General features: G+C 62.7%; 23 protein-coding genes. 14 read left to right on the top strand and 9 right to left on the bottom strand.

What is annotated here, in order from left to right; genetic code table 11:
• Positions 1–52 precede the first annotated feature (52 nt).
• Positions 53–1,741, bottom strand: coding sequence for a gamma-glutamyltransferase (gene ggt / locus IPQ13_05980; GenBank protein MBL0210447.1), 1,689 nt, complete (start codon positions 1,739–1,741; stop codon positions 53–55).
• 49 nt (positions 1,742–1,790) lie between these two features.
• On the opposite strand from ggt, the gene IPQ13_05975 reads away from it, so the two are divergent.
• Positions 1,791–2,465, top strand: coding sequence for a hemolysin III family protein (locus IPQ13_05975; protein ID MBL0210446.1), 675 nt, complete (start codon positions 1,791–1,793; stop codon positions 2,463–2,465).
• Between the two features lie 480 nt (positions 2,466–2,945).
• Here the strand turns inward: IPQ13_05975 and IPQ13_05970 are convergent, their stop codons facing one another.
• Positions 2,946–3,542, bottom strand: coding sequence for a methyltransferase domain-containing protein (locus tag IPQ13_05970; GenBank protein ID MBL0210445.1), 597 nt, complete (start codon positions 3,540–3,542; stop codon positions 2,946–2,948).
• 29 nt (positions 3,543–3,571) lie between these two features.
• Here IPQ13_05970 and mce point away from each other — a divergent pair, with 29 nt between their 5' ends.
• Positions 3,572–3,985, top strand: coding sequence for a methylmalonyl-CoA epimerase (mce, locus tag IPQ13_05965; protein MBL0210444.1), 414 nt, complete (start codon positions 3,572–3,574; stop codon positions 3,983–3,985).
• Positions 3,986–4,160: 175 nt separating this feature from the next.
• Here mce and IPQ13_05960 read toward each other — a convergent pair whose 3' ends face one another.
• The 3 genes from IPQ13_05960 to IPQ13_05950 all read right to left on the bottom strand — a co-directional run bounded on the left by IPQ13_05960 (position 4,161) and on the right by IPQ13_05950 (position 7,011).
• Positions 4,161–4,934 carry a type I restriction enzyme HsdR N-terminal domain-containing protein gene (locus IPQ13_05960; protein MBL0210443.1) on the bottom strand — a complete coding sequence of 258 codons (774 nt, stop codon included), beginning with the start codon at positions 4,932–4,934 and terminating at the stop codon, positions 4,161–4,163.
• Entirely contained in the window at positions 4,935–6,005 is a 1,071-nt protein-coding gene (locus tag IPQ13_05955) for a type I restriction enzyme HsdR N-terminal domain-containing protein (protein MBL0210442.1), read from the bottom strand.
• A gap of 82 nt (positions 6,006–6,087) precedes the next feature.
• Complete coding sequence (locus IPQ13_05950; GenBank protein MBL0210441.1) at positions 6,088–7,011, bottom strand: prepilin peptidase; 924 nt, start codon at positions 7,009–7,011, stop codon at positions 6,088–6,090.
• A 57-nt stretch (positions 7,012–7,068) separates the two neighbouring features.
• Here IPQ13_05950 and IPQ13_05945 point away from each other — a divergent pair, with 57 nt between their 5' ends.
• Genes IPQ13_05945 through IPQ13_05910 form a run of 8 tightly spaced genes read left to right on the top strand, consistent with a single transcriptional unit; the run spans position 7,069 to position 14,299 of the window.
• The gene (locus IPQ13_05945) at positions 7,069–7,668 is read left to right on the top strand and encodes a peptidylprolyl isomerase (GenBank protein ID MBL0210440.1); all 600 of its coding nucleotides are present in this window, start codon (positions 7,069–7,071) and stop codon (positions 7,666–7,668) included.
• Positions 7,665–8,399 carry a 1-acyl-sn-glycerol-3-phosphate acyltransferase gene (locus IPQ13_05940; GenBank protein MBL0210439.1) on the top strand — a complete coding sequence of 245 codons (735 nt, stop codon included), beginning with the start codon at positions 7,665–7,667 and terminating at the stop codon, positions 8,397–8,399. Before IPQ13_05945 ends, IPQ13_05940 begins: the two co-directional genes overlap by 4 nt.
• A 56-nt stretch (positions 8,400–8,455) precedes the next feature.
• Positions 8,456–9,388 (top strand): ABC transporter ATP-binding protein, encoded by a 933-nt coding sequence (locus IPQ13_05935; GenBank protein MBL0210438.1) that lies wholly within the window; start codon positions 8,456–8,458, stop codon positions 9,386–9,388.
• A complete protein-coding gene (locus IPQ13_05930) occupies positions 9,388–10,254 on the top strand; it encodes a hypothetical protein (GenBank protein ID MBL0210437.1) in 867 nt (288 codons plus the stop codon). Before IPQ13_05935 ends, IPQ13_05930 begins: the two co-directional genes overlap by 1 nt.
• Positions 10,251–11,174 (top strand): ABC transporter ATP-binding protein, encoded by a 924-nt coding sequence (locus IPQ13_05925; GenBank protein ID MBL0210436.1) that lies wholly within the window; start codon positions 10,251–10,253, stop codon positions 11,172–11,174. Before IPQ13_05930 ends, IPQ13_05925 begins: the two co-directional genes overlap by 4 nt.
• Positions 11,174–11,965, top strand: a complete 792-nt coding sequence (locus IPQ13_05920) for a hypothetical protein (protein ID MBL0210435.1) — start codon at positions 11,174–11,176, stop codon at positions 11,963–11,965. Before IPQ13_05925 ends, IPQ13_05920 begins: the two co-directional genes overlap by 1 nt.
• Positions 11,966–12,003: 38 nt before the next feature.
• On the top strand, positions 12,004–13,281 hold the full coding sequence (locus IPQ13_05915; protein ID MBL0210434.1) for an insulinase family protein: 1,278 nt from the start codon (positions 12,004–12,006) through the stop codon (positions 13,279–13,281).
• Between the two features lie 13 nt (positions 13,282–13,294).
• The gene (locus tag IPQ13_05910) at positions 13,295–14,299 is read left to right on the top strand and encodes a hypothetical protein (protein ID MBL0210433.1); all 1,005 of its coding nucleotides are present in this window, start codon (positions 13,295–13,297) and stop codon (positions 14,297–14,299) included.
• 11 nt (positions 14,300–14,310) lie between these two features.
• Here IPQ13_05910 and IPQ13_05905 read toward each other — a convergent pair whose 3' ends face one another.
• On the bottom strand, positions 14,311–15,102 hold the full coding sequence (locus IPQ13_05905; GenBank protein ID MBL0210432.1) for a ceramidase domain-containing protein: 792 nt from the start codon (positions 15,100–15,102) through the stop codon (positions 14,311–14,313).
• A gap of 216 nt (positions 15,103–15,318) precedes the next feature.
• On the opposite strand from IPQ13_05905, the gene IPQ13_05900 reads away from it, so the two are divergent.
• From IPQ13_05900 to dut, 4 genes are read left to right on the top strand one after another with little or no spacing between them, the layout of a single operon-like run.
• The gene (locus tag IPQ13_05900) at positions 15,319–15,786 is read left to right on the top strand and encodes an FKBP-type peptidyl-prolyl cis-trans isomerase (protein ID MBL0210431.1); all 468 of its coding nucleotides are present in this window, start codon (positions 15,319–15,321) and stop codon (positions 15,784–15,786) included.
• Between the two features lie 11 nt (positions 15,787–15,797).
• Positions 15,798–16,868 (top strand): 23S rRNA (adenine(2503)-C(2))-methyltransferase RlmN, encoded by a 1,071-nt coding sequence (locus tag IPQ13_05895; protein MBL0210430.1) that lies wholly within the window; start codon positions 15,798–15,800, stop codon positions 16,866–16,868.
• Positions 16,868–17,737: a formyltetrahydrofolate deformylase gene (gene purU, locus IPQ13_05890; GenBank protein MBL0210429.1), complete on the top strand. Its 870-nt coding sequence runs from the start codon at positions 16,868–16,870 to the stop codon at positions 17,735–17,737. Before IPQ13_05895 ends, purU begins: the two co-directional genes overlap by 1 nt.
• Positions 17,709–18,200, top strand: a complete 492-nt coding sequence (dut, locus tag IPQ13_05885) for a dUTP diphosphatase (GenBank protein MBL0210428.1) — start codon at positions 17,709–17,711, stop codon at positions 18,198–18,200. Before purU ends, dut begins: the two co-directional genes overlap by 29 nt.
• 11 nt (positions 18,201–18,211) lie before the next feature.
• Here the strand turns inward: dut and IPQ13_05880 are convergent, their stop codons facing one another.
• Genes IPQ13_05880 through IPQ13_05870 form a run of 3 tightly spaced genes read right to left on the bottom strand, consistent with a single transcriptional unit; the run spans position 18,212 to position 23,907 of the window.
• Positions 18,212–18,814 carry an OmpH family outer membrane protein gene (locus IPQ13_05880; protein MBL0210427.1) on the bottom strand — a complete coding sequence of 201 codons (603 nt, stop codon included), beginning with the start codon at positions 18,812–18,814 and terminating at the stop codon, positions 18,212–18,214.
• Between the two features lie 54 nt (positions 18,815–18,868).
• Positions 18,869–21,442 carry an outer membrane protein assembly factor BamA gene (gene bamA, locus IPQ13_05875; protein ID MBL0210426.1) on the bottom strand — a complete coding sequence of 858 codons (2,574 nt, stop codon included), beginning with the start codon at positions 21,440–21,442 and terminating at the stop codon, positions 18,869–18,871.
• Positions 21,439–23,907, bottom strand: a complete 2,469-nt coding sequence (locus tag IPQ13_05870; protein ID MBL0210425.1) for an ATP-dependent Clp protease ATP-binding subunit — start codon at positions 23,905–23,907, stop codon at positions 21,439–21,441. The genes bamA and IPQ13_05870 overlap by 4 nt, the downstream gene beginning before the upstream one ends.
• Between the last annotated feature and the right edge of the window lie 119 nt (positions 23,908–24,026).

The following is a 24,026-nucleotide window of genomic DNA, read 5'->3' as shown; positions in this document are numbered from 1 at the left end:
GGCGCCCGCAAGGGCGCCTTTGTCGTTCTTAGAATGGCTACGGCACAACCAGCTACTGGGCTACTGCCGCTGAATCCGCCCACCGGGTCGAGTCCGCGCCACCTGAAAGGACGCCATCGATCAACACGATGACCTGGGCCGCGCCCTGCCGCCCCTCGCGCAGGGAAAGGACGTGGCCTTTCGCTTTCAATGCTTCCAAGAAACCCTTCTGGTAGACAGCTTCAGGCTCGATTTGAATGCGGTCCGGCAGCCACTGGTGATGGAACCGGGGCGCGTCCACCGCGGCTTGGGCGTCCATCCCGAAGTCCACGACATTAAGCACCGATTCGAGCACGGTGCTGATGATGGTGCGGCCGCCGGGGCTGCCCGTGACCATGGACAGCTTCCCGTCCCTGGCCAGGATGGCGGGGCACATGCTGGAGAGTGGCCGCTGGAGCGGCCTCGCAAGATTCGGCTGAGTGCCGATCTTTCCGGTGGCATCGGTGAGCCCAGGCTGTGCATTGAAATCGCCCATCTCGTTGTTCAGCAGAAATCCCGCGCCGGGCACCAGGATCTTGGAGCCGTAATTATCTTCGAGCGTATAGGTCAGGCCCACAGCGTTGCGGGACGCGTCCACCACGGAGATGTGAGTGGTCTGCTCATGCTCCCGGTTGTATTCATTCGGTTGAAATCCCATCAGCGAAGATGCCGTGGCGCGGTCCGGAGCAATGCCCTTCCGAAGCTCCGCCGCGTAGCTTTTGGACAGGAGCCTGCCAACGGGGATCGCGGTATTGAAGTCCGGATCCCCCAGGTAAAGCGCCCGGTCCCTGAAGGCGCGGCGCATGGATTCGGCCACCAGATGCGCGGTTTCCGGCGAACCCGCGCCCATGCCGCCAAGGTCATAACCTTCCAGCACGTTCAGCATCTCGATGAGCGCGATGCCTCCAGAGCTGGGGGGCGGCATGGCGATGATGTCGAAGCCGCGGTAGCGGCCCTGCGCGGGTCGCCGCCGTTTCGCCCTATAGGCCCGCAGATCCGAAGCCTTGATGATCCCGCCGCCCCGTTTTATTTCAGCAAGGAGCAACCGCGCAGTTTCTCCCCGGTAGAACCCCGCGGGCCCCTGCGCCGAGATGCGGCGCAGGCTCCTGGCCAGGTCCGGCTGCCGCAATAGATCCCCCGCCTCGAACGGGCTCCCATTTTTCGTGAACGCGGCAACCGTCGCGGGGTAGTTCAGAAATTCCGGGAGGAATTTCTTGAGGGATGCGCTCAGCGTTTCGCTTACCGGGAACCCCTCGTCCGCCAACCGGATGGCGGGTGCCACCAAGCGGCTCCAGGGCAGTTTCCCCCGCTCCTTCCAGGCGAGATGCAGCCCGGCCACCGTGCCCGGCACTCCCACGGAAAGGTGGGACTCGTGGTGCAGCTTGTCGCTGTAGCCGCCATCTTCGAGAAACATCTTGGGCGAAGCGCCCTTTGGCGCCATCTCCCGGAAGTCATAGCTCATGGCCTTGCCATTTCCGTCCCGCGCCACCAGGAAGCCGCCACCGCCTATATTTCCCGCGATGGGATGCACCACGGCCAGCGCGAAGGCCGTTGCCACCGCCGCATCCACAGCGCTGCCGCCGTCCTGCAAGACCTTGGCCCCGATTTCCGCCGCAAGGCGGTTCTGGCAGACCACCATTCCCTTCGGGGTCTGGACCGGCACACCCGCGCCAAGGGAAACCAGACCGAAGCAGAGAAGGCAGGCGAACCAGGCGCGGAGCATTCGGAAACCTTACCTCATCTGCCATCCTGGATTGAATCGTGGAGTGTCCATGGAGAGCACCATCGAGCAGCCGGCACGCCGGAGCTTTTCTGAACAGACCAAGCTGGAACTGGCCAACAGCATCACCCACGGCGTCGGCGCGGGCCTGGCCATCGCCGCCCTAGTGTTGCTGGTGGTCTTCGCCAGCCTGCGCGGCACGGCACGGCATATCGTGGGCGGCAGCATTTTCGGCTCGATGCTGGTGGTGCTGTACACCATGTCGACGCTCTACCATTCCTTCCGGGGCCCCCGGGTGAAAACCGTTTTCAAGGTGCTGGACCACAGCGCGATCTTCCTCCTCATCGCCGGGACCTACACGCCCTTCTGCCTGGCCACCCTGCGGGGCGCCTGGGGCTGGACGCTGTTCGGACTGGTTTGGGGCCTCGCAGCCCTGGGCATCACCTTCAAGGCGGTTTTCATCCACCGCATGGAATTCCTGAGCCTGGCCATCTACCTGCTCATGGGCTGGATCGCGGTCATCGCCATCAAGCCCCTGTGGCAAAGCCTGTCGCCGGGCGGGCTCGCGTGGCTCTTCGGCGGCGGCCTCTGCTACACCGCCGGAGCCGGATTCTACGCGTGGCACAAGCTGCGCTTCCACCACGCCATCTGGCACCTGTGGGTGGTGGCCGGGAGCATCTGCCATTTTTTCGCAGTGCTCTGGCACGTGATCCCGGCCCCGCGGTGAATTGGGGATCCTCCAGAGCTTGAGGTAGAGAATTCAATCCACAAATTCCATAGATTTCGTACTGGCCTGCTCCGAGTTTGCATTCGAAAAGATAAGAATTCACCACCAAGACACGAAAACACCCAAAAAAGCGCCAAGCTCCAACATGGCTGATTCCGGCTCAAAATCGCTTCGCAAGGCGCGTAGCGCCTGCGGGCCGAAGGCCCGCAAATTCAGGTGGCCCGGCGCGGATCACACCTAAGCGTGAGCCCGCCGCCGGGCCACCTGAATTTCATCCGCGAAGCTCGCACATGACGAGTCCCTTTGTGCCCTTTGTGGCTTGGTGGTTCTATATCTTTGAATGCAACTTGGTATGAGTGGCTTGTGCCTATGCCCCAGAGTTCTTGTTTTTGAATCTGCGTGAATCTGTGCAATCTGTGGATCATGGAGTCTTTGGAATCTGTGGCTGGACCCTCGCTTCCTATTTCCGGAAGTCCCGGTTCATTTTTTTCGCCGGCCGATGACCAGGAATTCCCGCCCGGCCCGCCGGGGATGGCTTTGCGCGGCGCGCGCATGATGCAGCACCTCGAAACGGGCCGCGGCAAGGTCCTGGATCTCGTCCATGGCGATCTGGAAAGGCGGACCAGGTCGCCCTTGCGTGTCGTCGAAGAGGACCGCCAGCCAGAGGCCCGAGGGCCTCAGCCGGCCGGCGCAAATGTCCAGAAAGTCTTTGCGCCGCGCTGGTTCCATGGCCACGAAACAGGTGTGGTCGAAGATGTGATCGAAGGGGCCTTCCAGCGTGGTGAACCAATCCTCCAGGCGCCAGGCCACCGCGTCGCCGTACCGGGCTTTGGCGCCTTCAATGGCGGGAGCTGCGAAATCGAAGGCCGTGACCCGGAAGCCCCGCCGCGCCAACTCCGCCGCATCATGGCCGAACCCGCAGCCCGGCACCGCGATTTTGCCGCCAAGGGCGATGTCCTGGGCGGCGGCTGCCTCCAGAAGCTCCGCCAACACGGGCGATGGACCATCCAGATCCCAGCCAGGCCGGGGCTCCTCATCGTAGACTTGCCGCCAGTACTCGGGTGTGGAAGGGCTCATCCCACTAGAATAGGGGGCAGGAGCGTTCCATGAAACTGCTGCGCATCAACCACCTGGGCATCGCCACCACCGGGCTCGCCGAGGCCATGGCCCGCATGGCGCGGCTGTTCGAAATGGAGGCCGATCACCTGGAAGAGGTGCCAGAACAGAAAGTGACGACCGCGTTTTATCCGGTGGGGGAAGCCAGCCTGGAATTCCTGGAAAGCATCGATGCCGACGGCCCCATCGGCAAGTTCATCGCCAAGCGCGGTCCTGGCATCCACCACGTCTGTTTCGAAGTGGACGATATCGAAGCCGCAGTCAAAATGCTCGTGGCCAAGGGCGTCCGCATGATTGATGAGAAGCCCAGAAACGGCGCCCACGGCTGCCGTGTGGCGTTCATCCATCCCAACGAAACCGGCGGCGTGCTGATGGAGTTGGCGCAGTCGAGTCCCAAGTCCTAAGTCTCAAGTCCCAAATCCCAAGTCCCAAGTCCCAAGTAAGCAAGCTGGGGCATTCGTTCAAAATCCCTGTTGAATGTTTTACGGAGAGAATGGGATACGAGGCACTTTGTCGATGTCCCAAACGGGTGCTAGATGAACGAAAATCTTTATCCAGCAAAAGGCGTATGCCTTTCTGTCAATTCCTTCTAGTGCGCCGTTCAATGTTCTTGGCAGCCGCATGAGGCTTTCCGATAATCTCGAACAATTCTTGGAAGCTGTCCCGCAGTGTTATTCGCTGTCCACTGAAAACCTGGTGATCAGCCTCTAAGGGGCTTTGGTAACAGAAGACCAAAATATCATCCCCATTGGTGACCATGTAGTAGGGCGTCCCCATGAACATGGCATAGCTGCGGGCTTGGCTCACATGGTCCTTCACTCGTTTTGTGGTTCGCTTTGCCTCGATGACTAGCAATGCGTTGTTCATGCTTCGATTTCGCCCACCAAATAGCACGAAATCAGCCTCTGCCACGGTTCGCTTTGATCCCACGATGATCTCAATTGGAAAGCCATCTGCGCGATCATCTTCTGTGTAGCCCAAGCGTTCGAGCAGCGGGACAATAAAACGAATCTCCACTTCCTTTTCGGTCGCGAATTCCTTTTTCGAAATCTCCTCAAACCAGGGGTCCATGGGGTCTGGTCCAGGCTCATGTTGTGCGACTGGTTGCAGAATCGAGAGGAAAACCCATGCATCCCGGCCGCAATCCAGGAGGGGTGGTTGGGTTAAAATCCCGACTGCGCCAAAGGCCTTAGTTAGGCGTTGAAGGCGGTCTGCTGTGCGGATTTTGAAAGAAAATTTATTAAGGAGCGACCTCAGCCGCATCCGGCGAAGCTTTTTTGGTGCTGTGATGATCGAATCCTTGAGGGCAAGGATTGCTGCTTCAAAAAGCTCTTCTTCCAGTCCCGTCAGCATCTACTGTTGTCCATTACCGTAAAAGTTGGCAACAGCCTTCAGGCTCTCAATCAATTGATAAAGGTCCGTGAGATCGCTAATCGCCGTTTTGGTTTCGACTTTATTGGCGTCAAAGACTCCTACTACCTTTTGTTTAGTGTTGAAGTAGAACCGGCAAATCGGCTTCCGATTGTTGTCATCAAAAAGCACGGCGCAGTAGCTTTGAGCATCCCGAATTGCTACACGTTTTGGGTCTAATACCTCCCGAAGGATCGCACGAATGATGTAGAAGGCTTCCCACTCTTCGGGTGTGGTAGCGATCTTCTCCTCCTCCTGAGGTGGCATGACTGGTTCAGCAGGCTCAGTCGGAATTGGACTGCTATCAGCAAGGGCAACCTTTAGTCGGTCGTTGATCTTGTCGTTGACCAACTGTTGAAAAGCCCGCTTTGTAAGCTGAGAGAATTGATCCTTCACGACCTGGGTCATCCGGCCGCTATAGACCTTCCCTGCCAACAGCCGAACAAATTCTTCTGTCGGATTATTAATCTGTTCGTTGAGTACACGTTGGATTTCCTTCGTGTATTTCAGGTCTGTTGCGGTCGAGAGAATATTGGGAATGTCAAAGGTGGTTTTTGTGAATTTCTTGAGTTCCTCGGCATCTTGTTCCTTGAAATCCAGCATATTGAATTCTAGGAAGGGTTTGCTGTCCATCATGTTGGGTTGATCAAGATCAGTGAAAAAGAAATAATGAGTTCCATTCGTGAGAACTCCAAATCTGGTTTCTGTGACTGTGAAGTATCTAAACAGTTGCGTTGCCTGAATTTTTCGGAGGTCAGTCCCGTACTTCTTGCACTCCATAATGATGATGGGCTTACCCTCCCGAAGAATGGCGTAATCCACCTTCTCGCCCTTCTTTACGCCCACATCAGCAGTGAGTTCAGGGCGGACTTCCACCGGGTCGAAAACATCAAACCCTAGCGCCTTAATGAAGGGCAGTACCAATGCGTTCTTGGTTGCTTCTTCGGTTAGGAGATGTCCTGCCTGGCTTGGAATGCGCGAAGCAATTAGCCGTAGCTGATCGATGAAATCCATGGAATCTCCATTGGTGTCGATATATCGGACATCCTACACCCAGGATCGGTGGCTCATGGCCCATAGCTCATAGCTCACCGCCTCACTTCACCATCGTCCCCAGATACCAACCCCACATCGCTGGCCCATAGAACACCACTGGAAACGTCGCCAGCGCAAGAAAACAGCCGAAGGGCAGCATGCTCTGTCCCTTCAGGCGGCGGGTGAGCAGTCCGGGCAGGGCGAACGCGGTGAGCAGCAGCGCGCCGCCGAAGAAGATGCCCAGCATGGGGGCCCAGCCCCAGAAGGCGCCCAGCCAGGCGAGCATCTTGAAATCGCCCATGCCCAGGCCGTCGGTCTTGCGGATGAGCCTGTAGACCGCGTTGATGGCCGTCGGCCCCCCATAGCCGGCCGCCAGGCCGATGAGGCTGCTCTTCCAGGTCACAGCTTCACCGAACAGGGACCAGAGCGGCGACATCTGGAGTCCGTTGTGGAAGAGCTCCGCCCGCAGGAACTGATGGTCGCCGATGAGCACCGTCACCGTTTCGTTGGGCCAGAACATCTGCGGCACCGTGAATGCCACGCCAATGGCCATCAACGGGAACTGGAGCACGTCCGGCAGGAAGAATTCCGTGTAGTCCGTGAAGAACAGCACCAGCAGCGCGAAGGCGCAGAGCAGCCCCTTGAACCAGATCAGCGATCCCACGGGGAATACATAGACCGACGCGGCGAAGATCAACCCGCCGAGCAGCTCCACCAGTGGATAGCGGCCGGGGATCTTCCAGCCGCAGGCCGCGCACTTGCCCCGCAACAGGAGCCAGGCGAACACCGGGATGTTGTGCCAAGGCTTGATCCGGGCCTTGCAGCTGGGACAATGGCTGCCCTTGGTGACCACATTGCGGTCCTCGGGTTCATCGAGCGGGAGCCGGTAGATCAGGACATTGGCGAAGGAACCGGCCGCCAGGCCGAAGGGCGCGATCATCAGCGCCAGGAACCAGGTGGGATAATCAAGGGCCGGCATCATCATGAAAGCTTAAGCGAGTTGGTGCGCTCTAAGCCAAAATGGATTGTCTCCGGAGATCCCATGAAAGCGTTGTTCCGTTGTCTGGCTCTGTCCGCTCTCGCCCTGCCGGTTTTTGCGCAGATCCCTTCCCCGGCCCCGGCCAAACCCCGCGTGCGGCTGGCCACCAACTACGGCGCCATGGTGCTGGAACTGGAGTCCGGCGCGGCTCCGCGCACGGTGGAGAACTTCCTCGCCTATGTGAAAAAAGGCCACTACGCCGGCACCATTTTCCACCGTGTGATCCCGGGCTTCATGATCCAGGGCGGCGGGCTCGCCGAGGACATGAGCGAGAAGGCCTGCGGCGCGCCCGTGAAAAACGAGGCGCCCCAGAGTTTCAAGGCGGGCCTGAAGAACGTCAAAGGCGCGTTGGCCATGGCCCGGACGGCGGATCCGGACAGCGCCACGGCGCAGTTCTTCATCAATACGGCGGACAATGGTTCGCTGGATTTCAAGCAGGAGGGCGCCGAGGGCATCGGCTACTGCGTGTTCGGCCGGGTGGTCGAGGGCATGGAGGTGGCCCTGAAGATCGAGCAGGTGAAGACAGGCTGGAAGAAAGGCCAGGCCAACGTCCCGGACTATCCGGTGCGGATCAAATCCGCCGAGGTCCTGGACGGCAAATGACCGCTCCCCGCCCTTTCCTCCGGCCCCTGCTGGTCTGGATCTTCGGCTGTCCGGCCCTGGCGGTGGCGGTTTGCCTGGCCTACCTGACGGCCCTCTTCCGCTGGAGCGGGGCCAAGGGCTTCTGGGCCATCGCGCCGGGCTATATCCGCTTGATGGCCTGGCTCTTTGGCATCCGGCGGAGCCTGGAAGGCTGGGAGGACCTGCCCTTGGACATCCGCGAAGGGCGCCAGGCGGCCATTTTCGTCGGCAACCACACCTCGCTGCTGGACCCGCCTCTGATCATCGCCACCCTGCCCTCGCATCCCGTGTTCATGGCCAAGCGCGAACTGGCCTATGTTCCCTTTTTGGGCTGGGTCATCTGGCTGGCGGACTTCATCTTCATCAACCGCAGCCATCGTGGGGAAGCGATCAAGTCCCTGGCCCTCGCGGCGAAGCGGATCCACGACGGGCAGAGCATCGCCGCCTTCCCGGAGGGCACGCGCAGCCGCACCGGAGAGCTGCTGCCTTTCAAGAAAGGGGTCTTCAACCTGGCCTGGGAGGCCCAGGTGCCAATGATTCCGGTGGCCATCCTGGGCGGGCGGCACATCCTTCCCGCCGACGGCTGGCGCGTGTCGCCCGGCCCCTACCACCTGCGCCTCGGCAGCCCCGTATCACCCAGAGATTTCCAAAATGCCGAAGCTCTGAGGTCGGCCCTGCATGACCGGGTTCAAGCGCTCTTGAAGGCCCCGTAAACCGATATCATCATCACCTCGTAACCGACCTACCCGCACTTTCCAGGAGAGCCGCCTTGATTTCATTTGAAAGTCTTGAGGTACGGTACGGCCCCACCATTGCGCTGAAGGGTCTGAGTCTCACCCTGGAAGATGGCATCGTGGGTCTGCTGGGGCCCAATGGCTCGGGCAAATCCACCCTGCTGAAAACCCTGCTGGGGCTGCTGACCCCCAGCGCGGGGGGCGGCCATGTGCTGGGCATTCCGCTGGGCACCCACGAAGCCGCGAAGCTGCGGGGCCGCATCGGCTACATGCCGGAATACGACGCGCTCATCGAAGACACATCAGCCTACGAACAGGTTTCGTTCTGGGGCGAGCTGTCGGGCCTCACGGCCGAGCAGGCCCGGGACCGCGCCCATGAGGTGCTCTATTTCGTGGCCCTCGACGAAGCCCGCTACCGGCCCGTAAGCGGTTATTCCACGGGCATGCGCCAGCGCGTGAAGCTGGCCCAGGCGCTGGTCCACTCGCCGGAACTGGTGTTCCTGGACGAGCCCACCAACGGCCTGGATCCCGACGGCCGGAAACGCATGCTGGACCTGGTGTTGAAGGTCCACGCAGAGCTGGGCACCTCGGTCATCATGGCGTCGCACCTGCTGGAAGACGTGGAACGGGTGTCCGACCAGCTCGTCATCCTCGACAAGGGCGAAGTCAAGGCGGCGGGGTCCATGGCGGGCCTGCGGAAGATGCTGGCCAAGCGCTTCGAATTGAGGTTTCTGGATCCCCTCAACGAAAAGCAGGAAGAAAAACTGGCGGAGCTTGGCACGGTACTGGAGCACCGCAACGGCATCTACGATGTGGAGCTGGCCACGGCGGATCCCGTGCTGCCCTTCCAGTTCGCCAAAGGCATCGGCGCCGTGCTGGTGCAGCTCACGCCGCGCCACGACCGCCTGGACGAGGTGCTCATCCGGGCGTTGCGAGGCAACATCGGCGAGACCGTGGGGAGCCACTGATGCCCATTTACGCCCCTTCCCTGCCGCCGCGGCCCGAGCTTTCCGAAGGCAGCCATCCCATTCAAGTGCTCGCGAAATTCGATCTCAGGCGCGTGGTCAAGCGCAAGGTCGGCTTCTTCATCTTCGGGTTCATCTTCCTTGCGATCCTGCTCATCGAACTCATCGTCCTCTACGTGAAATACCTCATCAATACCTCGCCCGGACTGGGCGGATTGAAAGAATTCGCGAACAAGATCATGACCCAGGGCGCCGACTACCAGGCGGGACTCATCGACTGGTGGATGCTCGTTCCCCTGTGGTTCATGATGGCCTTCATGGTGGGCGGCATCATCTCGCGCGATTCGCTCTACCGCATCCGGCCCCTCGTCTATGCGCATCCCGTGCGGCCCCAGGACTACATCACCGCCAAGGCGCTCTCGGCCTTCATCATCCCCATGGCGGTGATGCTGCCCTTCGTGCTCCTGCCCTGGGGCCTTTCCCTGGCCATGGCCGGGAAGGCAGGCCCCATCTGGGTTTCGGCGCCGCTTTACTTGTTGCCTGCGGCGATCATCATCGCCCTGCTCATGGCGGCGGTGACCTTGGGCGCCTCGGCCATGGCAGGATCGCCCCGGGCGAGTTTCGGCTGGGTGCTGGGCATCGTGCTGGGAACCTCGGCCATCGGCGGAATCTTCACCGGCGCCCTGCAAAGCAAGCAATGGATGGCCATGAGCCCCTACGCGCTGGTCCAAGCCTGGCCTCAGCTCATCTTCAACGTGGGCGAGCCGCTTCTGAAATGGGCTCCCACCCTTGCGGGCACGATCCTCCACATCGCGTTCTGGACCTGGATCGCCGTGAAGCGGACCAAGCCTTCGGAGGCGGTCCTATGATCCGGCTCGAACGCGCGTCGCTCCGCTACGGCGACATCCTGGGCCTTTCGCCCACCAGCTTTGAATTGCCCGAGGGCGGCGGCATCACGGGCCTCCTGGGGCCCAACGGCGCGGGCAAATCGTCGCTCATCCAGTTGCTCGCAGGGCTCCTTCCCCCATCCGGCGGAGAGGTGAGCATCTTCAGCCAGGCGCCCTTCCGCAATCCGGCGGTGCTCGTCCGCATCGGCCTGGTGCCCGAAGGAGACCGCTTCCCGGTGGGCCTGAACGGCACCCGGTGGCTCCGCATGATGGGCGAACTGTCGGGCATGTCGGGTGCGGATTTGGATGCCGCCATCCAGCGCAGCCTTGTGGCGGTGGGCATGGAGACCCGTGCCCAGCTTGGATTTTCAAGCATGTCGAAAGGAATGCGGCAGCGCATCCGCGTAGCCCAGGCCCTGCTCCACGATCCGGATCTGCTGATCCTCGATGAACCCTTCAACGGCATGGATCCCGAAGCGCGGCTCAACCTGATGGACCTGATGCGGAACCTCGCCTCGGCGGGCAAACGCATCCTCGTCAGCAGCCACATCCTGGGCGAAGTGGCGCAGCTCACGGAGCGCATCCTGCTGCTGTTCCGGGGGCGGCTGCTGGCGGAGGGTTCGGTCCCGGAGATCCGCGAGCTGCTGGACCGCCACCCCGTCGAATTGCGCCTGGCCTCCCAGGACGTCCGCCAGGTGTCCCGATGGGCCGTCGAACAGGGCGAGCTGGTGGCGCTGCGCCTGGAAGAAAGCTCCGCGATCCTCGCGGTGCGGAATCCCCGGGATTTCCTTCCGAAGCTGCAGGACGCCATCGCCGCCGGCCAGCTTCCCCTGAGCGCCCTCGACCCGCTGGATCTCAACCTGGACGCGGTGTTCCAGTACCTGACGAAGGACAACGCCTGATGTCCACCCGTGTGATCCCCTCCCCCATTCAAACCATGCAGGCCGTCGCCCGGGGCTACCTGCCCCGGGTGTTCCAGGTGCGCGGCTGGGTCCTGGCCGCCATTCCGGTGGTGCCTATCCTGCTCAGCCTCGCGCTCACGGCCCTGCTGCGGATCCAAGGCGAGCACATCCCCCCGGCCCTCTACCTGATGGCCTTCCATGGCGTGCTGGCCAAATTCATGCTGCCCATCATGGCGCTGGTGGCCGCGCCCGCGGGCATCCGCGAGGACATCGAGCAGCGGACGATTCCCTTGATGCTGGCGCGGCCTTCCACCGTCTGGATGCTCCCTTTCGGCAAAGGCCTGCTGTGGTTCGGCTGGGGCGCCATCTGGCTGGTGGCGGCCTGCGCGGGCCTGCTCGGCCTGGGTTCCAACCCCGAAGCTTTCCTCTACCAGGCCGCGGCGATGGTCTTCGCCTACTGGGCGATCCTCGCCTTCATGAGCCTGCTGGGCCTGGTCTTCAAGCGCGGCACGCTGTGGGGAGCGCTGTACCTGTTCATCTGGGATCCGCTGGTGCGCATCTTTCCGGGCAATCTGCAGCGCATCACCTTCGTCCACTACATCGAAAGCATCGCCGGCACGCGCTCCAGCGATGTGGCCGCCAGCCAGTTGCTGGCCCAGGAGCAGATCACCACGCCCGTGGGCCTCTCCATCCTCATCTTGATGGGCTTCGGCCTCGCCTGCTGGGCGCTCTGCGGCTGGAAGCTCCAGGCTACGGCGCTGGGCCTCGCGGGAAGCGAATCCGAGGGCTGAGCGGATTCTCCCAATGGCTTGTCCAGTAGAATGGATGGATGCCCGCAGCCGACGCTCTCTATCGCCACCTCACGCCCCTGGGCACCGAAATACTCGTGGAGCCCATCCCGCATGTGCGGAGTTGCGCTGTGGGGTTCTGGGTGCGGCGCGGGAGCTGCCACGAAGCTTTGCATGAAGAAGGCCTGGCCCATTTCATCGAACACACGGTGTTCAAGGGAACCGAGCGCTTTCCGGATCCCGAATCCATGTCCGCCGCCACGGACCGGCTGGGCGGCAGCGTGGATGCCTTCACGGGCAAGGAGGTGGCCTGCTTCTACGGCAAGGTCCTGGCCGACCAGTTGCCGGACCTGGTGGCGCTGCTGGGGGAGCTGGTGACGACGCCCATCTTCAACGGCGAGGAACTGGCGCGGGAACGGGATGTGATCCTGGAAGAGATCGCCCAGAGCGAGGACCAGCCGGATGACTGGGTGACCGAGATCTTCTACGGGAAATTCTGGGAAGGCGGTCCCCTGGCCCATCCCATCCTGGGCCGGCGGGAGCAGGTCGGGTCCTACGGCGCCCGGGAATCCCAGGCTTTCTTCTCGAAGACCTACACCGCGCCGAACCTGCTCGTCACCGCCGCGGGCGCCATCGATCCGGAGCGGTTCATGGACCTGCTGCGGCCAGTCCTGGACAAGCTGCCGAAGGGACACTCCGCGATCCAGCCAGCGGCCCATCGCATTTCCCCTTTCCTGTTGAACGAGAACCGCGAGGCCTTGCAGCAGACGAGCCTCGTCATGGGCTTCCCCGCCCCGCCCCATCGCCACCCCGACCGCGTGGCGGCGGGGCTGCTCGGCTACGTGCTCGGCGGCGGCATGTCCTCGCGGCTCTTCATGGAGCTGCGGGAGCGCCACGGCCTCTGCTATTCCGTGGGATCCTACCTGACCCACTACGCCGACACGGGCGCCCTCCAGATATCGGTCGGATGCGCCCCGAAACTGGCCCGGGAAGTGGCCCGGCGCGCCATGGCCGAATGCGCCCGGATCATCGACGCCGGCGTCAGCGCGGACGAACTCGAGCGCGCCAAGCTGCAATCCCGCACCAGCCTGGTCTTCAGCCTGGAGAGCAGCAACAGCCGCATGTTCAGCCTTGCGAACCAATCCCTGCAGCAGGGCGAAGTCCGCACCATCGACCAGCAGCTCGCCGAGATCGACGGGGTCACTTGCGCGCAGGTGCAGCGCGTGGCCCGAGAATGGCTGGACCCCTCCACGCTCGGCCTGGCGGCCCTGGGAACCAAGCGCGGCTTCGAAATCAGGGCAAAGGACCTGGTGGCTTGACCATGGCCGCCCCATGAGCTGGAAACCCGCGCCAAGAGCCGATCTGGACCCATCCACGCTCCCGCTCGATGCGCTGCAGCGGATCCTCCTTTCGCAACTCGATGGCACCGACAACGTCGCGGCCTTGGCCGAGGCCATGCGGCTGCCTATCCCGCGCATGGAGTCGCTCCTGGCGGAACTGGTCGCGATGGGCGCTGTGGATGCGGAGGGCCGCGATGCCCGCGCTCCGGAGGATCCCGGCCTTCCTCCTGACGTGGCGGACCCGCCACCCGCCGGGCCGGAACCGTCTTGGGTGGACGAACCGCCTGCCACAGAACAGTCCAATGCCGAGGCGGCTGAAACGGCCACCCACAGGCAATTGTACGAACGGTCCCTCCACCGCCACCCGGTGGATGAACGGGCGGCTTCTGCGCAGCAGGCCCTGGAACCGGAGCTCAGCGCCTACTGCTTCGACCCGATGCCGAAAGTCATCCAGGCGATCCTGGAAAATCCAGCCGCCGGATTGGCGCAGGCCCGGCTCATCGCAACGCACCACCGGACATCCACCGGGCTCGAGGCCGTGGCGTCCCGCGCGCCCTACGCCAACGATGTGGGCGTGCGCCGCGGGCTCCTTCAAAACCCGCAACTGCCGGGAACCGTATTCCGGCGCCTCTGGTCCCCGCGGCGGCTCGCAGAGCAGTACCTGGTGTCCGTTTCGCATGATGCCCCGGAACAGACGCGCCGCCTGGCGCGGGAAGTCCTGCGCGCGAGTTTCCTCCAGCGGACGGCCGAGGAGCGGGTGGAGCTGATCTTCGGCACCGAAGGGCGGTGCCTGGCCCAGCTCGCGGGCCTGACGGTCGATGGAAAGACGACCGCACTGCTCTGCCGCCGCACGTATGTCTCGACCCTCCTGATCCAGAACATCGCCCGCTGGAGCGCCGCGCCGCCACAGCTCATCGTCCACCTCCGGCGCCAGGATGCGGTCCGGCGCAACCCCCAACTGCGCCTGATGCTGGAACGCCACCCGAACGCGAGCTGAGCAGAAGGGATTCAATCCGAGGCGAGCGGTTCCCGGCGCGCCACCATCCCCGCCAAGGCCGCCACGGCCAGGGCCGCAGCCACATGCTTGAGCGCGTGTCCGGACATGAGGCCGCCCGTGGCTTGGAACACGGCGGCATCCCATTGTTCCAATGCCTTGGCCACCGCGTACCAGGCCACCAGCCAGGCCATGTCCCTGGTGCGCGTGTAGCGCGGCGGAAAGAGCGCCATCATCAGCGGGATGGCGAGCAGCGGATGGAATTGCACCAGCAGGTAGAAGCGCAGATCGCCGACTCCCGTGAGTTCCCCCCGGCGCCAGACTTCCGCGCTCAGGACCCCCAGCAGCAGGAAGGGCATCAACAGCAGCGCGCCCACCTTCGCGTGGATGCGCTCCGCCACCACCGCCGACAACAGCGCCATGAACACGAGCGTCATGGGCAGGCGGTCCCAGAACAAGGTGTGGTTGTCCGGATGCAGGTGGTAGTAGCCGGATCCCACCCCCACCAGCAAGGTCCCGGAGAAAGCGACGATGTAGGCCCATCGCTCGAATGGGGCGCGGAACCGCGGTCCCGGACGCTGGAACATCACCCAGAGCGCCGCGAGCCCGACCGGTAGGAACGCCGCATTGGAGACCACGTTCCAGAAATTCGGAATGCCGAGCATCATCCGCTGATCGGCGAACGCATGGTAGGCCTCTGGCTGTGGAATGCGCGGGAGGAAAAGCGCCAAGGCGACCACGCCCCCAGTGAAGGCCAGGAGCACCGCCACGCGGAGGCGGAAAGCGGATGCATTGGATGGAATCATGCATCCACCCTAGCATCTCGAAACGCGAGGCCAGGGGCCTGGGCAGAGTCATTCCAGATCTCCGCTTCGCCTGCCGCAAGGTACACTGGAGGCTTAAGCCGTTGCGGGGAAATGACTAGGTCATTTACATGGTGGACCGGCATAAGGGGCCGCAGCAAACCCACCAGAACTGCACCGGTGAATTTGTAACGGCCCCTAACCCTGACAGGAGTTCCCATGCTGTTTCGCACCTTACTGGCCGCCACGATGGCCCTCAACCTCGGCGCTTCGACCGCGGATGGCCCCAAGGCCGACAAGGGCCAGAAAACCACCGCCCCCACCAAGGAGAAAAAGATGATCACCACCGCAAGCGGCTTGCAGTACCTGGACACCGTCGAAGGCAGCGGCGCCTCGCCCATGAAAGGCAAGACCTGCGTCATGCATTACACCGGCTGGCTGTGGGATGGAAAAGCCAAGGGCGCCAAATTCGATTCCTCCGTGGACCGCGGGCAGCCCTTTGAATTCACCATCGGCGTGGGCCAGGTCATCAAGGGCTGGGACGAGGGCGTGCTGAGCATGAAGGTGGGCGGCAAACGCACGCTCATCATCCCGAGCGTCCTGGGCTATGGCAGCCGCGGCGCCGGCGGCGTCATCCCCCCCAACGCGACCCTCTGCTTCGAGGTGGAATTGCTGGGCATCAAGTAAGCCGCGACCCCATGGACCTGAGAGCCACGATGCCCTGGGACGCCCCGGCCCCTGAAAAGGCGGGGCGTCCTTCGGCGTTCGGGCTGCTGCCGGAGGATTTGAAGGCCCTCGGCTGCCCCAACAACGCGGACCATCTCTTCTCGCTGTTGCAGCGGCCCTGGACCTGGACCGGCGGCGCGCCGCAATTCGGCAAGGCGAATCTCGCCTTCCTGGAATCCGTCGCGGACCTGAGCCTGCCGAGGATCGAGGAATCCATCGGGTCCTCCGATGGCACCCGGAAGCTGGCCCTGCGGCTTTCCGACGGCCGCCGCATCGAAACCGTCCACATGCCCCGGGTCGTGAAAAATGCGCGGGTCACCATGTGCATCAGCAGCCAGGTGGGCTGCGCCATGGGCTGCACCTTTTGCGCCACGGGCGCCATGGGCATCCAGCGCAACCTGAGCGCCGGCGAGATCGTGGGCCAAGTGCTTTCGGCGATGTCGGCCCTGGGCCCCGGAACCTCATCGAGGCTCACCCTTGTGTTCATGGGCATGGGCGAACCCCTGCACAACCTCGACCATGTGCATCGGGCCATCCGCGTGCTCACCCACCGCTCGGGCCTCTGCATCCCCGCGCGCCGCATCACCGTGAGCACCTCGGGCCTGGTGAGCGGCATCGAGAAATTGGCCCGGCTGAAACCGCGGCCATTGCTGGCCCTGAGCTTGAATGCCAGCAGCGACGAAGCCCGCAGCCGCACCATGCCGGTGAACAAGGTGTGGAACCTGGGGCGGCTGCGCTCGGCCCTGGACGCCTGGGGCCTCCGGTCCAACGAGAAATTCACGTTCGAGTACGTGCTGCTGGCGGGTGAGAACGACACGGACGAGGATGCGGACCGCCTGGTGGCCTGGCTTGGAGCCATGAGCCGCGGGCATAACCTCAATTTGATTCCCATGAACGAGCATGGCGCGAGCGATTTCCGCGAACCCGCCGAAGCCCGCATCCAGGCCTTCTCGGACCGGCTGAAAAAGCACGGTTGTTTTGTCACCGTGCGCCGGTCCCGGGGCCGGGATGTCAGCGCCGCCTGCGGCCAGCTGGTGAAGTGATGAACCCGAAGCAGACCGCGACGCTCCTGATCTCTTGCCCCGACCAGAAGGGCATTGTCGCCCGCCTCTCGAACTTCGTGTTCCAGCACGGCGGGAACATCCTGGATTCGGACCACCACACGGATTTTTCGGTGGACCGCTTCCTCGGGCGCATCGAATGGGAAATGGAAGGATTCGCGCTCCCGAAGGCCGAGCTCCCCGCTGCGCTCGCAGAGGTGGCGGACCCCATGGGCGGACCAGAAGGGAGGCCCTGGCAGCTTCATTTCAGCGATGAGGTGCCGCGGATCTCCATCTGGTGCAGCCGCCAGGACCACTGCCTCTTGGACTTGCTGTGGCGCCACCGGGCCGGAGAGCTGAAGGCCGAGATCCCCGTCATCCTGAGCAACCATGAGGATCTGCGGACCACCGCGGAACAGTTCGGAATAACCTTCCAGCACGTGCCTGCGACACCTGGGTCGAAAGCGGACGCCGAGGCGCGTTCGCTGGCCCTGATGGCGCAGCACCGCGTGGATCTGGTGGTGCTGGCGAAATACATGCAGGTGCTGAGCGATGATTTCCTGCGGTCCTTTCCGGCGGTCATGAACATCCACCACAGCTTCCTGCCGGCCTTCGCCGGGGCCCAGCCTTACCACCAGGCCCATGCCCGGGGCGTCAAGGTCATCGGCGCCACGGCCCACTACGTGACGCCGGAACTGGATGCGGGCCCCATCATCGAGCAGGAGATCACCCGCGTGAGCCACCGGGACACAGTGGAGGACCTCATCCGCAAGGGCCGCGATCTGGAACGCATGGTCCTGGCCCGGGCCGTGCGTCTCCACCTGCAGCACCGCGTCCTGAATTATGGAAACAGAACGGTCGTGTTCGAGTGATCCAATGAAAATTCCCATCCATCAGCTTCCCCATGCGGCAGGCCTGGAACTGCCGGCTTACGCGACCCCCTTCGCCGCGGGGATGGATCTGCGGGCGGCGATTCCTGAAGCCGAAACCTGGAGCCTCGAGCCGGGCCAACGGCGGCTTGTGCCCACGGGCCTCGTGATGGCCATCCCACCAGGATTCGAAGGCCAGGTGAGACCGCGCTCAGGCTTGGCTTTGCGCCATGGCGTGACCGTGCTGAACGCGCCGGGCACCATCGATGCCGACTACCGCGGCGAGGTGGCCGTCGTGCTGGTGAACCACGGCCAGGAAGCTTTCGAATTGCGCCGGGGGGAACGCATCGCCCAGTTGTTGATCGCCCCGGTGGCGGCCTGCGAATGGAGCCTTGAAACGGCCAGCGCCGCCCTGGGGGACACCCATCGCGGCGCTGGCGGTTATGGATCTACCGGAAAGAGGTAGCGGGCTGGTTCCTATCCGTTCTTTTTGGGTCCGGCGGGCTTGGCGGCCGGCTTGGCCGCATCGCCCTGCGGCGCGGCGGATTTCCCTTCGAACTTGGCATCGTAGCGCTTGGCGATTTCATCGGTGAATTCGACGGCCCACTTTTCATCGGTGAAGGCGAACATGCCCGCGTTCTGGCGGGTGTACTGGAAGACCACCTGGAGTTTGCGTTCCCTGGAGACTGCTTCGACGATCGGGCCAACCTCGGTCTGGAACTGGCCATAGATCTTGTCGCTTTCCTTGTTGAATTCCTTCTGGCTGTCCTCCTGGGCGCGCTTGAAGGCCACTTCGCCATCCTGTAGATCGCGCTGCAGCTTCGCCCGGCCTTCATCGGAGAGGCCGGGGCTCTTGAGCTGCTCCGCCATCTTCTCCAGCTCCTTCTGCTTGGCCACCAGCTTTTCCTGCAGACCTTTGCCGACCACATCCAACTGCTCCACGACTTTCTTGGCCCGGCTGGAGGTCTTGAAGAGCTGGTCCGGGGCGAAAATGGCGAAGCGGGGGGCCGGTGCTTCCTGGGCCAGCACGGGGGCCGAGGCGAGGGTGGCGAGGGCTGCAAGGGCGAGAATTCGGCGCATGGGGGCTCCAATCACAAAGAAGTCAGTTTATCGCAGATCGGGGCAATGATCCCGCTAAAAGGTCGTCCCGATGCTGAACTGGAAATCGTTCTGGCCCTCGGGATCGAAAGGATAGGGGTTGAGCTTGCGCGACCAGATCAGCCTCAACGGTGCAGGGCTGATGGGCAGGAAGAACCGCAATTCCACGCCCACGCTGCGGAGCAAGGTCGGATTTTTATAGGCGATGGTCTGGGTGCCCAGGGTGTAGCTCACAAAATCGCTGGAGAAAATTTTCGTGCCCGGAGCCCAGGCGTTGCCTGCGTCATAGAACACCACCAGCCGGAAGGGATCAGCCACCTTGAACTGGTATTCCAGGTTGGCGATGAATTGCTTGTTTCCGCCCACGACCACCGGATTGCCGAAGTTGTCCAGCAGCAGCGAACCCACCTGGCCATACCTATAGCCGCGGATGCTGTTCTCCCCGCCGGGCCGGTAGAGCTGGTAGAGCGGCAAGACTTCATTCCCAAGGCCCTGGAGATAGCCGTAGCTGAGGTTCGCGGCGAAGATGTGGCGATCGGCCAGATTGGCGTACTTCGAAAAGCTCCAGTTGGCCCGCAGGGAAGGCTTGTCGCCGCCGAACTGCCAGCCGCCGTACTCCAGGCTCATTCCGAAGCGCGTGCCCTGGGTGGGCTTGTAGGGATGGTTGACCGTATTGAACTCGATGCTCTGGTTGAAGGTCGAGGTGAGCTGGCTGTTGGCATCGCGGTAGTAGATATTCCGGCCGCCTTCGATGCGGATGATGCTGAAGGTGTAGCCCACGGAATAGGTGGTGAAGAAGGCCCAGCGGCTCTGGGGGAAGAAGGTGGAAAGCCTGGTGCCGGTGTTGAGGCCCAGGGAACGGGTGAACTGCTTATAGGCATTGCTGGCGCCCACCCGGGAGGCGTCATAGTCCGTGGTGCCATTGGACACGCTCGCGGAAAACGAATAGGGCAGATCCAGGACATAGGGCTCCACGTAGGAGATGGACGCGCTCTTGGAGAACTGGCCGCCGTTGAAACTGACCGCGAGGCTCTCACCGCCGCCGCCGAGGTTCTTCGTGGAGAAGCTGGCCCCCAGCGAGAAGCCGAAAAGCTGCCCGTAGCCGCCCTGGAACAGCAATTCGTTGACGCCCGCTTCTTCGCCTTTGATGGTGATGTCCACCTGCGGCTTGTTGGGCACGAGGTCCACTTTGGGCTCCTGGTTCTTCACGTCGAAGAAGCCCAGCTGGCCGAGGCCCGTGAAGGAATCCTTGAACTCCTCGGATGAGAATGGATCGCCTTCCCGCAGGCGCAGCGACCTGCGGAGCACCTTGTCCTTGGTGGTGGTGTTGCCCTCGAATTCGATGCGCCGGATGGTGAAGGGTTCGCCTTCATCGACCTTCAGCGTGGTGTCCACCAGCTTGCGTCCTGCCTCCTCGCGCGTTTCCAGCTTTTTCTCCGCGCGATACAGGATGTAGCTCGCATTGCTATAGCCTTCCTTGATCTTGTCCATCGCCTTGGTCAGGGCGTCGAGGTCGAAAGGACGGGCCTTCTGGGCGGGCTGGTCCTCGGTCGATGGCTTGAAGTTGAGGAATTTGGCTACAACCGAGCGGTTGTCCCGCTTCATCTCCGCGTACTTCTCCCGGAAATACTTTTCCTTGAACACCTTCTCGTTGCCCTCGACCTTGAAGGTGCCTTCGTAATACTGTTCGCCTTCCAGCACAGGCACCACCAAGGTGGCGCGGAGGTCGTACTTGGGCGATTTGGCTTCCCTCTCCCGCTTGAGGTTCTTCTTTTTCTGCTTGGCGGTGGTGAAGTCCTGCACCTCGATGGTGGGCTGGCCCACGAACACATCCTTGTAGCCTCTCCGCCAATAGGCTTCCTTGACGTGCTTCAGGTCCTCTTCGAGGTTCTTGTCCACCAGCAGGTCGTGGGAGGTCAGCCAGCTGAAGGACCAGTGGCGGCGGGTCTTCGCCATGGCGCGGGCCAGCTGTCCGCTGGAAAACACCTTGTTGCCTCGGAATTTGATCGAGTAGATGCGGGCCTTGCCGCCTTCCTTGATGTCGAAGACCAGGCGGGCCACGCCGGCGCCCATGGTCTCCAGATTCACGTCCACCACCGGGTTGCGGAACCCCTTTTCCGCGGCCTGGTCCACGATCAAATCCTTGATCTTGCGCGCGGCGTCCGGGTCGTAGAGCGAATCCGCCGCGATGGCCAGCTTCTTCTCCTTGACCTTGTCCTTGATGTTGGTGAGTCCCAGCTCGGTGCCGCCCCGGTAATCCACTTCCTTGATGATGGGGCGTTCGCGAATGATGATGATGAGCTTCTTGCCGGCCTTCGTCTTGTCATCCTGGACTTCGAACTTGATGTCGTCGAAGGAGCCCGAAGCCCACATCTTTTCCAGGATCTTGGCCAGATCCAGGTTGCGCAGATCATCGCCCACCTTGACGCCGGACTTGAAGATCACGGTCTCCGCGGTCTGCTTCTGGGCTCCGGCCACCTCGATGGCCACGATGGGTTCGGCCTCCTGGGCGCGCAGGATGGCGGGTGTCCCCGCCACGAGCATGAGAGGCAACAGGCCCCCCACACACCGGGCGGCCGCCCAGTGTTTGATCTGGGTCTTCAATGTCATTCGGCGGCTCCCACCAATTGCGTTTGATTGGCCTGCGATTCCGAAGCCGCGGCTTCTTCGAAGACTGGCACCAGCTTGTTCTCTTCCAGGTGGAAGCGCACGATGCCCGACGGCACCGTTTCATGGGCGACCATGAGCTCCGCGAGGGGATCCTCGACCTGCTTCTGGATGGCGCGGCGCAGGGGGCGGGCGCCATAGGCCCGGTCCCGGGCCGTGGTCTTCACCAGGTGGTCGCAGGCATCGTCATTGAGTTCCACGCGCAAGTTGTGCTTCTGGAGGGTGAGGTTCAGGTCTTCCACCAACAGGCGCACGATCCGCCGCAGGTCCTCGTCGCCCAGGCGGTTGAAGACCACGGTCTCGTCGATGCGGTTCAGGAATTCCGGGCTGAAGGAGCGCTTGAGGACCTTCATCACGTCCGCGGCCTTGGCGTCCGGACGGGCGTCCTGCTCCAGGAAGCCCATGTTCTTGTCCGCCAGCAATTCTCTGCTCCCTACATTAGAGGTCATGATGATGATGGTGTTCTTGAAGTCCACCTGGTTCCCGAAGGCATCCGAAGCCTGCCCGTCATCGAAAATCTGGAGCAGGACGTTCATCAGGTCCGGGTGGGCTTTTTCCACCTCGTCGAACAGGATCACGCAATAGGGGTTGCGGCGGATCCGGTCCGTCAGCATGCCGCCTTCTTCATAGCCCACGTAGCCCGGAGGGGCGCCCATGAGCTTGGAGACCTCGTGCTTCTCCATGTATTCGCTCATGTCGAAGCGGATCATCTTCTTGGGGTCCCCGAACAGGAACCCTGCGAGGGTCTTGGCGAGCTCGGTCTTTCCCACGCCCGTGGGCCCCAGGAACAGGAACGAGCCCATGGGGCGCGCGGGATTCTTGAGCCCGGTCCGGGCCCGGCGCACCGCGCGAGAGACCGCGCTCACGGCTTCGCGCTGGCCGATGACGCGCTCGTTGAGCTTCTCTTCCATGTGGGCCAGATTGGCCTTTTCATCATTTTTCAAGGCGGTCACGGGGATCCCGGTCCAGGAAGCCACCACATCTTCGATGTCGCGTTCCGTCACCTCTGGGAAGCCCGCGTAATCCTCTTCGCTCAGCTCGGTGCGGGTGGCCGCGAGTTCTTCCTTCAATTGGACTTCGCGCTGGCGCAGCAGGACCGCTCGTTCAAAATCCTTGGCCAGCACCGCCTCGTTCATCTCCGTGGTGACGTGGTGCAGTTCATCCTCGACCTCGTGGCTTTCGCCCGGCACGGCGACGCGCAGCTTCACGCGGGCTCCAGCCTCGTCCAGCAGATCGATGGCCTTGTCCGGGAGGAAGCGGTCCGTGATGTAGCGGTTGGACAGGTAGACCGCGGCTTCGACCGTCGCCGGGGCATAGCGCACCCGGTGGAACAGCTCGTAGCGGCTGCGGATGCCCTCCAGGATGCGCAGGCTTTCGGGCTCGTCCGGGGGATTCACCGGAACCGGCTGGAAGCGCCGCACCAGGCTGCGGTCCTTGTCGATGTACTTGGCGTATTCCTTGTGCGTCGTGGCGCCGATGCACTGGATCTCGCCCCGGCTGAGGGCGGGCTTCAGGATGTTCGCCGCATCCAGGCTGCCTTCGGCCGCGCCGGTGCCGATGAGGCTGTGGATCTCGTCGATGAAGAGCACGACGCTCACGTCCTTGCTCGCTTCGGCGATGATGGATTTGAGCCGTTCCTCGAATTGTCCGCGATACTTGGTGCCCGCCACCACCAGGCTCAAGTCCAGCGCGTAGATTCGCTTGTCCGCCAGGCTCGGCGGCACCGCGCCTTCGAAGATCTTCTGGGCCAGGCCTTCGACGATGGCGGTCTTGCCCACGCCCGCTTCGCCCAGCAGGATCGGATTGTTCTTGCGGCGGCGGCTCAGGATCTGGATGATGCGCTCCACTTCCTGGTCCCGGCCGATCAGATTGTCGAAGATCCCGCGCTCGGCCATTTCCGAAAGGTTGCGGGCGAATTCCGACAGGAGCGGATGCTCCTTCTTCTTCTTGGCGATCTTTTCTTCCTTGGTGGCTTCCAGGAGGATTTCCTTGGCAGCGATGAGGTCCGCGCCGCCCTCTTTGAGCAGACGCCCTGCCAGGCTCTGGTCCTCCTTGAGCATTCCCAGCAGCAGATGCTCGGCCCCCACATGCTTGTGGTTCAGCTTGGCGCTTTCGGCAGTGGCGTGCTGGAGGATGCGCTTCACTTCCTCCTCCATCGGAATGTCGATGGAGGTGGAACTGGGCACCACCTTCTTGTCCTTCGGCGCGAGGGCGGCCACCAGCCGCTCCCGGAGCGTGTTCACCTGCACGCCCATGCGTTCCAGCAGATTGGTGGAAGTCTTCTCGCTCTCCCGCAAGAGGCCCAGGAGCAGGTGCCCGCTCTGGATGCTTTCGGATCCGAACTGGCTGGCTTCGTAGCGCGCGAAAAACATGACGCGACGGGCTTTCTCGGTGAACTTCTCAAACACGGCCGCCCCCTCCGGGGATACAGGAACGGACCAGTTTAGCCTGTTTGGGGCGTCTTGTCCCCCTTTTCCTCCTGGGACGGAGCGGGCCTTCACGTTAATCTGGTTGGCTTGGAGCGAGC

It is taken from the genome of Holophagaceae bacterium, from assembly GCA_016720465.1.
Taxonomy (GTDB): domain Bacteria; phylum Acidobacteriota; class Holophagae; order Holophagales; family Holophagaceae; genus JANXPB01.
The sequence above is the reverse complement of the archived record's forward strand: the minus strand, read 5'-3'. Positions and strand labels throughout refer to the sequence as shown.